The sequence below is a fragment of the Pseudescherichia vulneris NBRC 102420 genome, assembly GCF_000759795.1.
GTDB classification, from domain to species: domain Bacteria; phylum Pseudomonadota; class Gammaproteobacteria; order Enterobacterales; family Enterobacteriaceae; genus Pseudescherichia; species Pseudescherichia vulneris.
The window spans coordinates 20,746-34,816 of record NZ_BBMZ01000026.1 but is presented as its reverse complement, the minus strand read 5'-3'; the positions used below and the strand labels follow the sequence as shown (position 1 = coordinate 34,816).

At 50.9% G+C, this 14,071-nt stretch carries 16 protein-coding genes; 12 read left to right on the top strand and 4 right to left on the bottom strand.

Translation table 11 applies throughout. The annotated features are described in order from the left end of the window. Nucleotides 1-107: 107 nt before the first annotated feature. The 8 genes from lpxP (at nucleotide 108) to ldtE (ending at nucleotide 8,471) form a co-directional block, all read left to right on the top strand. A complete protein-coding gene (gene lpxP / locus EV102420_RS18125) occupies nucleotides 108-1,022 on the top strand; it encodes a kdo(2)-lipid IV(A) palmitoleoyltransferase (protein WP_042394776.1) in 915 nt (304 codons plus the stop codon). Nucleotides 1,023-1,818: 796 nt separating this feature from the next. Continuing rightward, entirely contained in the window at nucleotides 1,819-2,187 is a 369-nt protein-coding gene (sufA, locus tag EV102420_RS18120; RefSeq protein ID WP_042394773.1) for a Fe-S cluster assembly scaffold SufA, read from the top strand. 8 nt (nucleotides 2,188-2,195) lie between these two features. After that, nucleotides 2,196-3,695, top strand: a complete 1,500-nt coding sequence (gene sufB, locus EV102420_RS18115) for a Fe-S cluster assembly protein SufB (RefSeq protein WP_042394769.1) — start codon at nucleotides 2,196-2,198, stop codon at nucleotides 3,693-3,695. Nucleotides 3,696-3,712: 17 nt separating this feature from the next. Continuing rightward, the gene (sufC, locus tag EV102420_RS18110; protein WP_042394768.1) at nucleotides 3,713-4,459 is read left to right on the top strand and encodes a Fe-S cluster assembly ATPase SufC; all 747 of its coding nucleotides are present in this window, start codon (nucleotides 3,713-3,715) and stop codon (nucleotides 4,457-4,459) included. Next, nucleotides 4,434-5,705, top strand: coding sequence for a Fe-S cluster assembly protein SufD (sufD, locus tag EV102420_RS18105; RefSeq protein ID WP_042394766.1), 1,272 nt, complete (start codon nucleotides 4,434-4,436; stop codon nucleotides 5,703-5,705). The genes sufC and sufD overlap by 26 nt, the downstream gene beginning before the upstream one ends. Continuing rightward, a complete protein-coding gene (sufS, locus tag EV102420_RS18100; protein WP_042394764.1) occupies nucleotides 5,702-6,922 on the top strand; it encodes a cysteine desulfurase SufS in 1,221 nt (406 codons plus the stop codon). The genes sufD and sufS overlap by 4 nt, the downstream gene beginning before the upstream one ends. Nucleotides 6,923-6,935: 13 nt before the next feature. Continuing rightward, the gene (gene sufE / locus EV102420_RS18095; protein WP_042394762.1) at nucleotides 6,936-7,352 is read left to right on the top strand and encodes a cysteine desulfuration protein SufE; all 417 of its coding nucleotides are present in this window, start codon (nucleotides 6,936-6,938) and stop codon (nucleotides 7,350-7,352) included. Between the two features lie 99 nt (nucleotides 7,353-7,451). Further along, on the top strand, nucleotides 7,452-8,471 hold the full coding sequence (gene ldtE / locus EV102420_RS18090) for a L,D-transpeptidase LdtE (protein ID WP_042394761.1): 1,020 nt from the start codon (nucleotides 7,452-7,454) through the stop codon (nucleotides 8,469-8,471). Between the two features lie 68 nt (nucleotides 8,472-8,539). On the opposite strand, the gene EV102420_RS18085 is transcribed toward ldtE, so the two are convergent. The 3 genes from EV102420_RS18085 to ynhH form a co-directional block, all read right to left on the bottom strand. Next, the gene (locus EV102420_RS18085) at nucleotides 8,540-8,776 is read right to left on the bottom strand and encodes a major outer membrane lipoprotein (protein WP_007374746.1); all 237 of its coding nucleotides are present in this window, start codon (nucleotides 8,774-8,776) and stop codon (nucleotides 8,540-8,542) included. Nucleotides 8,777-9,084: 308 nt separating this feature from the next. Beyond that, nucleotides 9,085-10,497 (bottom strand): pyruvate kinase PykF, encoded by a 1,413-nt coding sequence (pykF, locus tag EV102420_RS18080; protein ID WP_042394757.1) that lies wholly within the window; start codon nucleotides 10,495-10,497, stop codon nucleotides 9,085-9,087. 7 nt (nucleotides 10,498-10,504) lie between these two features. Next, a complete protein-coding gene (ynhH, locus tag EV102420_RS22990) occupies nucleotides 10,505-10,699 on the bottom strand; it encodes a protein YnhH (RefSeq protein ID WP_419721321.1) in 195 nt (64 codons plus the stop codon). 312 nt (nucleotides 10,700-11,011) lie between these two features. Here ynhH and EV102420_RS18075 point away from each other — a divergent pair, with 312 nt between their 5' ends. Beyond that, nucleotides 11,012-11,374, top strand: a complete 363-nt coding sequence (locus tag EV102420_RS18075) for a D-Ala-D-Ala carboxypeptidase family metallohydrolase (RefSeq protein WP_042394754.1) — start codon at nucleotides 11,012-11,014, stop codon at nucleotides 11,372-11,374. A 70-nt stretch (nucleotides 11,375-11,444) separates the two neighbouring features. On the opposite strand, the gene EV102420_RS20930 is transcribed toward EV102420_RS18075, so the two are convergent. Continuing rightward, nucleotides 11,445-12,296 (bottom strand): LysR family transcriptional regulator, encoded by an 852-nt coding sequence (locus tag EV102420_RS20930; RefSeq protein ID WP_052512385.1) that lies wholly within the window; start codon nucleotides 12,294-12,296, stop codon nucleotides 11,445-11,447. Nucleotides 12,297-12,542: 246 nt separating this feature from the next. Here EV102420_RS20930 and EV102420_RS18065 point away from each other — a divergent pair, with 246 nt between their 5' ends. The 3 genes from EV102420_RS18065 (at nucleotide 12,543) to EV102420_RS18055 (ending at nucleotide 14,021) form a co-directional block, all read left to right on the top strand. Further along, the gene (locus EV102420_RS18065) at nucleotides 12,543-12,935 is read left to right on the top strand and encodes a putative holin (RefSeq protein ID WP_042394752.1); all 393 of its coding nucleotides are present in this window, start codon (nucleotides 12,543-12,545) and stop codon (nucleotides 12,933-12,935) included. Beyond that, nucleotides 12,932-13,213, top strand: a complete 282-nt coding sequence (locus EV102420_RS18060) for a phage holin family protein (RefSeq protein ID WP_042394750.1) — start codon at nucleotides 12,932-12,934, stop codon at nucleotides 13,211-13,213. The genes EV102420_RS18065 and EV102420_RS18060 overlap by 4 nt, the downstream gene beginning before the upstream one ends. A 208-nt stretch (nucleotides 13,214-13,421) precedes the next feature. Beyond that, nucleotides 13,422-14,021: a hypothetical protein gene (locus tag EV102420_RS18055; protein WP_131406029.1), complete on the top strand. Its 600-nt coding sequence runs from the start codon at nucleotides 13,422-13,424 to the stop codon at nucleotides 14,019-14,021. Nucleotides 14,022-14,071 lie beyond the last annotated feature (50 nt).

Sequence of the window (14,071 nt, the reverse complement as noted above, 5' to 3'; positions counted from 1 at the left end):
TGATAAAGACGTTGTCCAATCAGGAGATGTATCGCTGAATGACCTAATGAAGGGATTCGTTGTTTCCTTAAGCGCTACTTATTATAAGCTTACAAGGTAACAACGATATGATCGCTTCATTTAAACTCGCTTTTCTTCATCCCCGTCACTGGATGACCTGGTTTGGTCTTGCCATTCTGTGGCTTCTGGTTCAACTGCCTTATCCTCTGCTTCACCGCTTCGGTACCGGCCTTGGCCGAATTGCGCGTCCGTTTTTAAAGCGGCGAGAAAGCATTGCCCAGCGCAACCTTGAGCTCTGTTTCCCTGAGATGACGCCCGCCCTGCGCGAAACGCTTATCAACAGAAACTTTATGTCATTAGGCATGGGCCTGATCGAAACCGGTATGGCCTGGTTCTGGTCGGACAAGCGCGTACGCCGCTGGTTCGACGTAGAAGGCTATCAGAACCTGGTTGAAGCCCAGAAAAAACACCACGGCGTGATGGTCGTCGGCGTGCACTTTATGTCGCTGGAGCTGGGCGGTCGCGTGATGGGGCTGTGTCAGCCGATGATGGCCACCTATCGTCAGCACAACAGTCCGGTGATGGAGTGGGTGCAGACTCGGGGACGGATGCGATCGAATAAATCGATGATTGACCGTCGTAACCTGAAGGGGCTGGTCAGCGCACTGCGGAAAGGTGAAGCGGTGTGGTTTGCACCGGACCAGGACTACGGCCGCAAAGGCAGCACTTTTGCACCGTTCTTCTCTGTTAACGCTGCAACGACCAACGGCACCTACGTGCTGTCACGCCTTTCCGGCTCGGCGATGCTGACGGTCACGATGATTCGTAAACCGGATGGCTCCGGCTATCAGCTGCATATCGGCAAGGCGTTAACCGACTATCCGGTAGAGAATGAGTTTGAAGCCGCCAGCTATATGAACCGGGTGATTGAGCGGGAAATTATGCGCGCCCCGGAGCAGTATCTGTGGATCCACCGCCGCTTCAAAACCCGCCCGATGGGCGAAGCCTCGCTCTATCTTTAATGCTTAACTAAACGTCCATGTTTAACAGGCCTCTGATGAGGCCTGCATCAAGCAACTTTATTCCAGCGCCGCCTTTTCGGAAGGGTATTTTTAGCAGTCAGTCTGATTCCGCAAACGGAACAGACGGCTCCATGGGAGCAGCTTTTGTCGGGGCAAAAAGTCGTGAAGAGGAACTTAGCGCCATTGCAGACGGGGCACTTAAATTTGATGTTGGGGATAACCCCTCCGGCCCGTTGATTCGAACTGTTAAAGTAGCATGATCCGTAATCGATTACAGGCCATACTGCGCTGTGCTGCTTAATAGAAAAGGATCCTTTAAAGCGGCGCAATTTTCACGAAGAAACCGCTGCCTACCACCCGACTCGTTAGCATAATTAACCAATTTGCTCGTGCTTTATCCTAAATCGATCCCTGTAATGCGACTAAATGCTGTAAAAGGTAGTATATCGCTACATTAATCGGTTTTAGCGATCTATTTAATTATTTCGATCGATTATTCCTATCTCTTGTTGTGTTTTTAAACTCTTTCGGATGTTAATCACAAAAATAGGTATTGCCTATACATGTTTCATTTATACAACCCTATAGAGGTTACTGCTAAATTAAATGAAGCGATATCAATAAATTAAGATATAACATCCTTTCCTGTTAACCCTGGCAGCAGGGTCTATGCTTAATAGACGTATACAAAAAGAGCGCTTAACGCGAATAACCCTGCGGATTAGAGGTTGAAGTGATAATCATTATCACTAACATAGCGTTATGTCCTGCTGACGTAATCATGTGAGGTATACCTATGGAATTGCATTCAGGGACTTTTGATCCAAACAACCCGGGCTGGCAGGGTTTAATCCTGACCCCTGCGGCGGCGGAGCACATTCGCGCCCTGACCAGCAAGCAGCCGGAGCTACGCGGCGTTCGTCTCGGTATCAAACAGACGGGCTGTGCAGGCTTTGGCTATGTACTGGATACCGTGACCGAGCCTGCGGAAGACGATCTGCTCTTTGAGCGTGACGGCGCGCATCTGTATGTTCCTCTACAGGCCATGCCGTTCATCGATGGAACGACCGTCGACTATGTGCGCGAAGGATTAAACCAGATATTTAAATTTTATAATCCGAAAGCTCAGCACGAGTGTGGCTGTGGTGAAAGCTTTGGGGTATAGGCGGTACTATGTCTCGTAATGTTGAGTCTCATAAAACTGAAGCAATGGACGATGTCCAAACCTGGTCAGGCCCCCTTAACTATAAAGAGGGCTTCTTTACCCGGTTACAGACTGACGAGATGGCCCACGGCATCAATGAAGATGTGGTGCGGGCTATCTCGGCCAAACGAAATGAACCTGAATGGATGCTTGAGTTCCGCCTGAGCGCATTTCGGGCATGGCTGACCATGGAGGAGCCACACTGGCTCAAGGCTCACTATGACAAGCTCAACTACCAGGATTACAGTTACTACTCCGCGCCTTCCTGCGGCAACTGCGACGATACCTGCGCCTCAGAGCCCGGTGCGGTGCAGCAGACCGGCGCAAACGCCTACCTGACCAATGAGGTCGAAGCGGCGTTTAATCAGCTGGGTGTGCCGGTGCGAGAGGGGCGCGAGGTGGCGGTGGACGCCATCTTTGACTCCGTCTCGGTGGCGACGACCTATCGGGAGAAACTTTCCGAGCAGGGAATTATCTTCTGCTCATTCGGGGAGGCTATCCACGATCACCCCGAGCTGGTGAAGAAATACCTTGGTACGGTCGTACCGAGCAACGATAACTTCTTCGCCGCCCTGAACGCGGCCGTCGCCTCCGATGGCACCTTTATCTATGTGCCGAAAGGCGTGCACTGCCCAATGGAGCTCTCTACCTATTTCCGTATTAACGCGGAGAAAACGGGCCAGTTCGAACGTACCATTCTGGTGGCGGATGAGGGTAGCTACGTCAGCTATATTGAGGGCTGCTCGGCACCGGTGCGCGATAGCTATCAGCTTCATGCCGCGGTAGTCGAGGTGATCATCCATAAAGACGCGGAGGTAAAATACTCCACCGTACAGAACTGGTTCCCGGGGGATAACAACACCGGCGGCATTCTGAACTTCGTGACCAAGCGTGCGCTGTGCGAAGGCGAAAACAGCAAGATGTCATGGACGCAGTCAGAGACCGGCTCGGCGATCACCTGGAAATACCCAAGCGTTATCCTGCGCGGCGATAACTCTATCGGCGAGTTCTACTCCGTGGCGCTCACCAGCGGCCACCAGCAGGCCGATACCGGCACCAAGATGATCCACATCGGTAAGAACACTAAGTCGACGATCATCTCGAAAGGGATCTCGGCGGGGCAAAGCCAGAACAGCTACCGCGGGCTGGTGAAAATCATGCCGACGGCGACCAACGCGCGTAACTTTACCCAGTGTGACTCGATGCTGATTGGACCTGATTGCGGGGCGCACACCTTCCCCTATGTTGAGTGCCGCAACAACAGCGCCCAGCTTGAGCACGAGGCGACGACCTCGCGCATTGGTGAGGATCAGCTTTTCTACTGCCTGCAACGCGGCATTAGCGAAGAGGATGCAATATCTATGATTGTTAACGGCTTCTGTAAAGATGTCTTCTCCGAGCTGCCGCTGGAGTTTGCCGTAGAAGCACAAAAACTGCTGGCAATTAGCCTTGAACACAGCGTCGGTTAAGGAATAAGGGAATCCCTATGTTAAGCATTAAAGATTTACAGGTATCCGTTGAAGATAAAGAGATCCTGCGCGGTCTGAGCCTGGAGGTTCGCCCCGGCGAGGTGCACGCCATTATGGGACCCAACGGTTCCGGTAAAAGTACGCTGTCAGCAACCCTGGCCGGGCGGGAAGACTATGAAGTCACCGGCGGCAGCGTTGAGTTCAAAGGTCAAGATCTGCTGGAGCTGGATCCCGAGGAGCGTGCAGGCGAGGGCGTCTTTATGGCGTTCCAGTACCCGGTGGAGATCCCCGGCGTCAGCAATCAGTTCTTCCTGCAAACCGCGCTTAACGCCGTGCGCAAGCACCGTGGTCAGGAGGAGCTGGACCGCTTCGACTTCCAGGATCTGATGGAAGAGAAGATCAAGCTGCTGAAGATGCCGGAAGATCTGCTCACGCGTTCGGTCAACGTCGGCTTCTCTGGCGGTGAAAAGAAGCGCAATGATATTTTGCAGATGGCGGTGCTTGAGCCTGAGCTGTGCATCCTCGATGAAACAGACTCCGGCCTGGACATTGACGCCCTGAAGATTGTCGCTGACGGTGTGAACTCCCTGCGCGACGACAAGCGCGCCTTTATCATCGTTACGCACTACCAGCGCATTCTTGACTACATCAAGCCCGATTACGTGCATGTCCTTTATCAGGGCCGCATTGTCAAATCAGGCGATTTTACGCTGGTCAAACAGCTGGAGGAGCAGGGCTATGGCTGGCTTACAGAACAGCAGTAACGCGCTGCAGCAGTGGCATCATCTGTTTGAAGCCCAGGGCGGGAACCGCTCCGAGCAGGCCCAGCAGCACCTGCAGCAGATGCTGCGCTTAGGCCTGCCGACGCGCAAACAGGAAGACTGGAAATATACGTCCCTCGACGGGCTGCTGAAGCACCAGTTTGTCGCTAAAAGCAGCCGCATTAGCGCTGAACAGCGTGACGCCCTGGCCCTGCCGATAGATGCGCTGCGGCTGGTATTTATCGACGGGCAGTTTGATGCCGACCTGAGCGACAGCCTCGACGGCAGCGGATATAGCGTGTCCATTAACGACGAGCGCAGCGCATTGCCCGCGCCGGTGCAGTCAGAGGTGTTTCTGCATCTGACCGAAAGCCTTTCGACAAGCGTGACGCATATTCATGTAGCGCGTAATCAACGGCCTGCTAAGCCGTTGCTCTTGATGCACATTACCCAAGGGCTGGATGGGGACGAGATGAACACCGTTCACTATCGGCACCATATCGAGCTGGCAGAGAGTGCTGAGGCAACCCTCTATGAGCACTACGTCAGCCTCAACGACAGCGGACACTTCACTGGCTCACGCCTGACGATGAACGTCGGGGCTAACGCGCAGCTGCACCATGTGAAGCTGGCCTTCGAGAACGCGGGCAGCTACCACTTTGCCCATAACGATCTCTTTATGGCCGCCGATGCCGCTGCCTGGAGCCATAGCTTCCTGCTCGGCGGGGCCGTGCTGCGACACCATACCAGCTCCCAGCTTAACGGTGAAAATACCACGCTGCGCATCAATAGCCTGGCGATGCCGGTGAATAACGAGGTATGCGATACCCGTACCTGGCTTGAGCACAATAAAGGCTTTTGTAACAGCCGCCAGCTGCACAAAACCATCGTTAGCGACAAAGGCCGCGCGGTATTTAACGGCATGATCAACGTGGCTCAGCACGCCATCAAAACCGACGGGCAGATGACCAATAACAATCTGCTGCTGGGCCGGCTGGCGGAAGTCGATACCAAGCCGCAGCTGGAGATCTATGCCGACGACGTAAAATGTAGCCACGGTGCGACCGTTGGCCGTATTGATGATGAACAGATGTTTTACCTGCGCTCGCGCGGCATCGATCGGCAGGCCGCCCAGCAGATGATTATCTATGCCTTTGCCGCTGAACTGACGGAAGCCATCAGTGACGAGGCGCTTAAGCAGCAGGTGTTGAGCCGAATTGGTCAGCGCCTCGCAGGGGGCAACGCATGAGTTATTCCGTGAGCGATGTGCGGGCAGATTTCCCCGTCCTGTCGCGTGAAGTGAACGGCGTGCCGCTGGCGTATCTGGACAGCGCTGCCAGCGCGCAGAAACCCAATCAGGTTATCGACGCCGAGGCCGAGTTCTATCGGCACGGCTATGCGGCGGTGCATCGGGGGATCCATACCCTGAGCGCCGAGGCAACGCAGCGGATGGAGAACGTGCGCGCTCAGGCGGCCAGTTTTCTTAATGCCCGGTCAGCGGAGGAACTCGTCTTTGTCCGCGGTACCACCGAGGCGATTAACCTCGTAGCGCACAGCTGGGGCAACAGTCAGATCCGCGCCGGGGACAACATCATCATTACGATGATGGAGCACCATGCCAATATCGTGCCGTGGCAGATGCTGTGCGAGCGTACCGGCGCTGAGCTGCGAGTGATCCCGCTCAACCCCGACGGGACGCTACAGCTGGACGTCTGGCGCGAGCTGCTTGACGATCGCACCCGCCTGCTGGCAATTACCCAGGTGTCTAACGTGCTGGGCACGGAAAACCCCATCGCCGAGATGACCGCGCTTGCCCACCAGCATGGCGCTAAGGTGCTGGTGGACGGTGCGCAGGCGGTGATCCACCATACCGTTGACGTGCAGGCGCTGGACTGCGACTTCTATGCCTTTTCCGCGCACAAGCTCTACGGGCCTACCGGCATCGGCATTCTCTATGTCAAAGAGGATATTCTCCAGGCTATGCCGCCGTGGGAAGGAGGCGGGTCGATGATCGCTACCGTCAGCCTGACCGACGGTACGACCTATGCCCGCGCGCCGTGGCGCTTTGAGGCCGGAACCCCGAATACCGGCGGGATTATCGCGCTCGGTGCGGCCATAGAGTACGTCAGCATGCTGGGCCTCGATAATATCCAGGCTTACGAGCAGTCCTTAATGACGTATGCGCTGGCTGAGATGGCCACGGTGCCGGATATCACGCTGTATGGTCCCGCGCAGCGTCAGGGCGTCATTGCCTTCAATTTAGGTAAGCATCACGCCTATGACGTCGGGAGCTTCCTCGATAATTACGGCGTGGCGGTGCGTACCGGCCATCACTGTGCGATGCCGCTGATGGCGTTTTATAACGTTCCAGCCATGTGTCGTGCATCGCTGGCTATTTACAACACGCAGGAAGAGGTGGATCGTCTGGTAGCCGGGCTGAAACGTATTCATCAGCTGCTGGGCTAACAAAGGAGCGGTTATGGCTGAATTACCCGATAAAGAGCGGCTGCTGCGTAACTTTACGCGCTGCGCTAACTGGGAAGAGAAGTATCTTTATATTATCGAACTGGGTCAGCGTCTGCCCGCTCTGAGCGAGCAGGCGCACAGCGCTGAGAACACGATTCAGGGTTGTCAGAGCCAGGTATGGATCGTGATGCAGCAAAACGAGAGCGGCATTATTGAGCTGCAGGGCGATAGCGACGCGGCCATTGTAAAAGGGCTGATTGCCGTCGTCTTTATTCTTTATCAGCAGATGACGGCGCAGGATATTGTCGCTTTTGATGTCCGCCCGTGGTTTGAAAAAATGGCCCTTGCCCAGCATTTGACCCCCTCGCGCTCCCAGGGTCTGGAAGCGATGATCCGCGCAATTCGTAACAAAGCCGCCAACATTAGCTAAACTGTTTTTATAGCTTTCATCCTGTTACGCGAGGTGACTTTTCTCCTCGCGTAATTTTCAGCTTTCTGGCGCTGGGCCAGTGAATACGGGAAACTCTGTATGAAACGCGCGTCTCTAATAACAGTGAGCATTATCAGCGCATTTAGCGCTATTCAAGCCGCCCGGGCAGCAGACTATTTACTGCCGCCGCCGGGTAGCCGTCTTATTGGTCAAAACCAGACCTACACCGTGCAGCCTCAGGATCGTAACCTTCAGGCGATCGGTCGTCACTTCGACACGCCTGCGATGTTGCTTATTGAAGCTAATAATACCATCGCGCCGGTACCGAAGCCTGGCACGGTGATGACGATCCCTACGCAGATGCTGCTGCCCGATACGCCTCGGGAGGGAATCGTGGTCAATCTGGCCGAGCTGCGGCTCTATTTCTATCCGCCGGGTGAAAACAGCGTCCAGGTCTATCCTATTGGCATCGGCCAGCAGGGGCTTGAAACACCCGTTACGCTGACCAGAATAAGCCAGAAGATACCGAACCCGACCTGGACGCCGCCTGCGGGTATACGGGCGCGCTCGCTTGCCAAAGGCATCACGCTTCCTGCCGTGGTCCCTGCCGGGCCAAATAACCCGCTAGGGCGCTTTGCGCTGCGTTTGGCGGAGGGAAGGGGTGAGTATCTGATCCATGGTACCAGCGCGCCAGATAGCGTTGGGCTACGCGTCAGCTCCGGCTGTATTCGTATGGCCGCGCCCGATATCCAGGCGCTCTTCTCCCAGGCCTCTACCGGCATGCCGGTGCGTATTATCAATGAGCCCGTGAAGTACTCCGTTGAGCCTGACGGCAAGCAGTATATCGAGGTACATCGCCCGCTCTCGCAGCAGCCTGAGGAGAACACGCAAACCGTACCCATCACCCTGACCGCGACCTTTAGCGACGCTATTCGTCAGGCGGGAGGCGATCAATCGACAATTGATAAAGCCATGCTGCGGCGTGCAGGGTATCCGGTAAACGTGCCGGTGGCAAAGGGCGCATCGGGTCCGGCGGCAGTGCTGTCAGCCCACAATAGTCAGACGTCGTCAGTGGCCGGAGCAGGAAGTGAAGGAGCGGGAGTAACGATGACGCAGTAGTCAGAGAGCTACTGAATGACAGGCAAAAAAAATGGCGCACAATGTGCGCCATTTTATTACAGGAACTCTTACTTACGGTAAGAGTGAGCCTGGTTGTCCAGACGCTGGTTAGCGCGAGCTGCGTCGTCTTTAGCAGCCTGAACGTCAGAACGGATTGCGTTCACGTCGTTGCTCAGCTGGTCAACTTTAGCGTTCAGAGTCTGAACGTCAGAAGACAGCTGGTCGATTTTAGCGTTGCTGGAGCAACCTGCCAGCAGAGTAGAACCCAGGATTACCGCGCCCAGTACCAGTTTAGTACGATTCATTATTAATACCCTCTAGATTGAGTTAATCTCCATGTAGCGTTACAAGTATTACACAAACTTTTTTATGTTGAGAATATTTTTTTGCTGGGAATACACCTAAATTTGATCGTTCGCTCAAAGATGCATCGAATTTAGTGAAAATGGTAAAAAAGCTGTGTGAAAACAGACCATTTTCATCGGATATATCTTATGAAATACGACGTTAAATAGTCTAATCCGATTTGCATTCCTAATGAGAGGGGCTTCTGAGGGAATAAAAAAAGCGCCCGGAGGGCGCTTTTAGTGCAAATTAATAGAGCTGTTAATAATTACAGTACATGCACAGACGCTGTATTAGTTGTACCGCTTGGAACCAGCGCACCGGAAACCATGACAACCACGTCGCCTTTCTGTGCCAGGCCGCTCGCCAGGGCGATCTCTTTACCCTGCAGGTAGAAATCATCCGTAGAGGCAATCTCGTTCACCAGCTGCGCGACAACGCCTTTGCTCAGTACCAGCTGACGGGCGGTCAGTTCGTTGGTGGTCAGGGCCAGAATAGTCGCATCCGGGAAGTATTTACGTACCGCACGGGCAGATTTGCCACCCTGGGTTGCAACAACGATCAGCGGTGCTTCCAGTTTTTCAGCGGTTTCTACTGCACCACGGCAAACGGCTTCGGTGATGCGCAGCTTGCGGCTGTCGTTGTTGAAGTCCAGACGGCTGGTCATCACACGGTCAGTACGCTCACAGATGGTCGCCATGATGGTCACCGCTTCCAGCGGGTATTTACCTTTAGCGGACTCACCGGAGAGCATCACAGCATCGGTACCGTCGAGGATGGCGTTGGCGACGTCGCCCGCTTCAGCGCGAGTCGGACGCGGGTTCTTAATCATAGAATCGAGCATCTGGGTGGCGGTGATGACCACTTTACGTGCGCGGATACATTTTTCGATCATCATCTTCTGGGCGAAGATCACTTCTTCAACCGGGATCTCAACGCCCAGGTCGCCACGGGCAACCATGATGCCGTCAGAGGCTTCGAGGATTTCGTCGAAGTTGTTCAGGCCTTCCTGGTTTTCAATCTTGGAGATGATCTGAATGTTTTCGCCGCCGTGCGCCTTCAGGTGCTCACGGATTTCAACCACGTCGGAACGTTTACGGATAAAGGACGCTGCAACGAAGTCAACGCCTTGCTCGCAACCGAAGATCAGATCCTGTTTGTCTTTTTCAGCAAGGGCAGGCAGGGCGATAGAGACGCCAGGCAGGTTGACGCCTTTATTTTCGCCGAGGTCGCCGTTGTTCAGCACTTTACAAACAACCTTGTTACCTTCGATAGCGGTCACTTCCATACCGATCAGGCCATCGTCAACCAGCACGGTGTTACCCACTGCGAGGTCAGCGGTGAAACCTTCATAGGTCACAGCAACGATGTCGTTGTTACCGACAACGGATTTATCGGTGGTGAAGGTGAAGGTCTGGCCTGCTTTCAGAGAGACGTCGTTACCGCCTTCCAGCTTAATGGTGCGGATTTCTGGCCCTTTGGTATCCAGCAAAATCGCGGCTTTTTTGCCGGTTTTGCTCATCACGTTGCGCAGGTTCTGGATGCGCTGACCGTGTTCTGCATAGTCACCGTGAGAGAAGTTGAGACGCATAACGTTCATACCGGCGTCCAGCATCTTGGTCAACATCTCTTCGGATTCGGTTTTCGGGCCGATGGTGCAAACAATTTTGGTCTTTTTCATGACAGTCTTAGTCTTTAAGTTGTGAAGGATAGGAGAATAGTGCTCCGGGGGCGCACCACCGCGGAGTCAAACCTGTGTTGCGAAAGCTGCGATGCCACAGCGTAAGGATAGGTGACATCAAAAGAGCGTGCAGAGTAATGTGTGCTTGAGTTCCAGCCCAAAACGGGAGTATGCGATGTGATAGTTGAATTTTACAGTTCAATGAGCTGAAACCATTCAATAGCGACCAGGCACCTATTATACGCTGAAAAGAGTGCAAAAGGAAAATGAAAACAGCGTTTCAAAAATCTTATGTGAGTTTCACTACGAAGTGTGATCAATGTGTTAAGTCTTCACAACCTGACAAAATGTGCCAGCCGCCTTGCGTTCGGCGCTAAATAGAGGATTAGGCACTTTTTGCACCATCCCTTTCCTATAAACCATTTTTTATACAGATTTTATCATTACCATATAAGTATGATTTAAGAATGAATATATTAATTATAAACATTAGATTTATCTCAGGAGGGAATGAATGGGCGATATATCAATGCATTTCAATCGTCAGGAATTTGCTTGCCATTGTGGATGTGGGTTTGCTGCCGTTGATAAGCAGCTTAACGATGTACTGGAGGATATTCGATGCTATTTTAATGCACCCGTGATGATAAATTCAGCATGCCGCTGCGTAGCGTATAACCAAAAAGTTGGCGGGGCACAGAAAAGTCAGCACACCAGAGGTATGGCGGCTGACATTAAAGTATCGAATATTTCAGCTAATATCGTAGCGGATTATATTGAGCATAAGCACGATAAGTGCTCAGTTGGGCGCTATGATACATTTACACATATTGATGTCCGGGAGGTTCCAGCGCGCTGGGATCGGCGGACCCGCTAGGATATAGGTAATAAGGCATTATCGAAGCGAGTAAGCTACTCGCTTCTCATTTATGTAAATGCATTGTGCCTTAAATAAAGGTGTTTATAACGTTTTTAAGCTGAGGGATAAACTTATTAACACTTTTTTGATTGCCGTGGTAAAGATGAATAGTTGGCCTTCGGTCTTTTATGGGTAGGTAGGTGATGCCGTCAACTTTAAACATGGTAGCCATTTTTCTGGTGAGAAGTGAACAGCCTTTACCGGCGCGAACGTTGTAGAGTAAACCCGTCAGGTTAAGATTGTGCTCAATAAAATTTATATCAGGAATGAATGGTTTAGTCAGTTGAGAAAAACTGCGTTGAATATAGTCGGTAGTGAGATCTTTCCAGATAAAAATGTCTGTTTTAGTTTGCCTGATATTGTGGTCATTAGGCATACAAATGACTATCTCATCACCCTGCCACTTGTCTATATCGCAGTCTGCATTAGAAGCAATTTCACGTAGTGAGATGATAATGCTATTTTTCCGCGATATCCCTTCAAGGTCAGACAGATTGACAACATAGCGTTCACAATTAAACAAAATGTTTTCACTTTTCATTGCCATGACGATCTGTTGATAGAGGAGTTCTGGCACACTTAAATCAAAAAGAAGCATTAATGGGCTTTCAGTGTTGCCTGAACGACATTCATTTTCAAGTGCCACTAACATTTCATAGATAGGTTTGCATTTTTGATAATATTCAATAGCTAACTCAGTTGGTTCAAGGCTGTTGTAGGTACGGTTAAATAGCTTACCCCCAAGATAATCTTCCAGTTCAAAAATGGCTTTACTCAAGGGAGAACGTGTAATGCAGAGGGCCTCGGCTGCTTTAGCAAAATTGCGCACCTCCATTGTGACCATAAAGTATTTCATTTTCTTAGCGAGTAATACGCCCATTCGGCTATCTCCAATGCTGCTATAAGAGTAGTGTCAAAACGTGGTTTTTACATCCAAAACTATATTGATTAACATTTGTTATGTCATTGACCTGTCCATTCCTATGGAACATTAATCAACAAAATAGAACCTGAATGGGATTGTTTTTAGATTGACTTTACACTTTTTATGAGCACTGTTGAATGGGAATGGCAATATCATCGACTTCATCCTCCTGAGAAAGAGCAGGATTAACAAGATGCTGTTATGGCTCACTTAAACATTATCAATGGCCAAAAGCCATCACAGGTCGCAATAATTATGGCTATTTTAACTATTATCAGCCATGAACCTGATACATTTATCGCCGCATTTGCTGGCAGTATCATATTTGTGGTTTCGGCTATCGACTTTGCCATCTGGGCACGCATATCACTATTTGCGGCCTCAATGATCGTCGGATTAACCTGTTCAGATTTTTGTGCGCAGGTATTATCCCAGTTGAGCGAAAAGCTGTTTGGGTTGGAGCTGGATGTTCCTTCTGGCGTGGGCGCAGTGATAGGGGCAGCTGCAGCGGTGCGGTTGCTTATGTACCTAACCACGCGACCTAAAAAGGCAGGGTCAATTTTCGATCGTAGTTTTACAAAGGGTGAAAAATGAGCATTTTTTATTTTAGCTATATGATTAACATTCTTGTTGCAGGAATGATTATTGCCAAGATTGTTTTTACCTGTGTCGTTCCTTCCGCGCACCATCCCGCTTATTCATGGGTGACATGGGTTCTTGCCGTTGCCTGTAGTGCGCTCATTGTCTGGATCCTTCAAGGACACTTGAGATTGGCGGAGATAGCTCAAGCGATCATTAATGTACTTTTTTGTACGGCTCTCTTCTCTGCTGATGGCGATCTTGCCTTTTTAATCAAAGGTAAACGGCGATAGCCAAGCGTGTCAGGCTAAAGGCTACGCGTTGCCAATGATAACTCTACGCCTTGTTGGTTTCAATGTTGTTAATAGTGTTTATCAAGAATAGTAAAAAGTCACCTTTAGAGCATAAACTCTGGAAATAATACGACAGATCTATTTTCTAACAAAATGAATTCTTGTGCCGGTTTTTGTTAATAAATAATTAATAAGAGGTTAGTGGGTAATGAATATTAGTCATGATCTGTTCTATCGTCAAGGACGTATGCTTAGAGTGCATTATGAACTTTCTGAAGATAATAAGCATACGTTAATCAGCATAATTGAAGATGATAATATACATGCCCTCTATTGCTGTGATTATCCTGTTCAAGACGTCCGCTTTGTGCAGAATCAAACAAACGCTGAGATAATGATAACTTGGCTCGCATGGATCGATAGCCGACGTATGCATTCCAGAACCTATCTACTGAGCTTCGACGAAATATTTACTGTGCAGCGCGTCGACCTTCTGCAGACCACCTATGTTGGTCGCGAAAAAAATATTTTGCCAACAGCGGTACAGTTTGGGGATTTTTTGCTGCTTGCACAGCTCAACATGGTTGAGGGCCGGGTGAGCTTAAGTTTACATGATATCGAAACGCTTGAGGTAAATTTGCCTATAACGCTCCTGGATGAGTGTATAAGCTACGATTATTATCACAGGCCAGAAGAGTGCCTGAATAAATTCCGGGTGACCAAAGTTGATACTAATGAAGCCGCTATTATGTTTCATGATGAATTTGATGAGCGGTGTATCTATACCTGTCGAATCAATAACCTCTAGCATGGCCTACTTAAACTCAGTAATAATAGCGTTATTAACAGGCCCGTCGT

Excerpts from the sequence above, each read along its gene's own strand:
- EV102420_RS18060 (WP_042394750.1), top strand. The coding sequence starts at position 12,932 with ATGAGCATTTTTTATTTTAGCTATATGATTAACATTCTTGTTGCAGGA.
- EV102420_RS18085 (WP_007374746.1), bottom strand. The coding sequence starts at position 8,776 with ATGAATCGTACTAAACTGGTACTGGGCGCGGTAATCCTGGGTTCTACT.
- lpxP (WP_042394776.1), top strand. The coding sequence starts at position 108 with ATGATCGCTTCATTTAAACTCGCTTTTCTTCATCCCCGTCACTGGATG.
- ldtE (WP_042394761.1), top strand. The coding sequence starts at position 7,452 with ATGAAACGCGCGTCTCTAATAACAGTGAGCATTATCAGCGCATTTAGC.
- sufB (WP_042394769.1), top strand. The coding sequence starts at position 2,196 with ATGTCTCGTAATGTTGAGTCTCATAAAACTGAAGCAATGGACGATGTC.
- sufD (WP_042394766.1), top strand. The coding sequence starts at position 4,434 with ATGGCTGGCTTACAGAACAGCAGTAACGCGCTGCAGCAGTGGCATCAT.
- sufS (WP_042394764.1), top strand. The coding sequence starts at position 5,702 with ATGAGTTATTCCGTGAGCGATGTGCGGGCAGATTTCCCCGTCCTGTCG.
- sufA (WP_042394773.1), top strand. The coding sequence starts at position 1,819 with ATGGAATTGCATTCAGGGACTTTTGATCCAAACAACCCGGGCTGGCAG.
- sufC (WP_042394768.1), top strand. The coding sequence starts at position 3,713 with ATGTTAAGCATTAAAGATTTACAGGTATCCGTTGAAGATAAAGAGATC.
- EV102420_RS18075 (WP_042394754.1), top strand. The coding sequence starts at position 11,012 with ATGGGCGATATATCAATGCATTTCAATCGTCAGGAATTTGCTTGCCAT.
- EV102420_RS18055 (WP_131406029.1), top strand. The coding sequence starts at position 13,422 with ATGAATATTAGTCATGATCTGTTCTATCGTCAAGGACGTATGCTTAGA.
- sufE (WP_042394762.1), top strand. The coding sequence starts at position 6,936 with ATGGCTGAATTACCCGATAAAGAGCGGCTGCTGCGTAACTTTACGCGC.
- EV102420_RS18065 (WP_042394752.1), top strand. The coding sequence starts at position 12,543 with ATGGCTCACTTAAACATTATCAATGGCCAAAAGCCATCACAGGTCGCA.
- pykF (WP_042394757.1), bottom strand. The coding sequence starts at position 10,497 with ATGAAAAAGACCAAAATTGTTTGCACCATCGGCCCGAAAACCGAATCC.
- EV102420_RS20930 (WP_052512385.1), bottom strand. The coding sequence starts at position 12,296 with ATGGGCGTATTACTCGCTAAGAAAATGAAATACTTTATGGTCACAATG.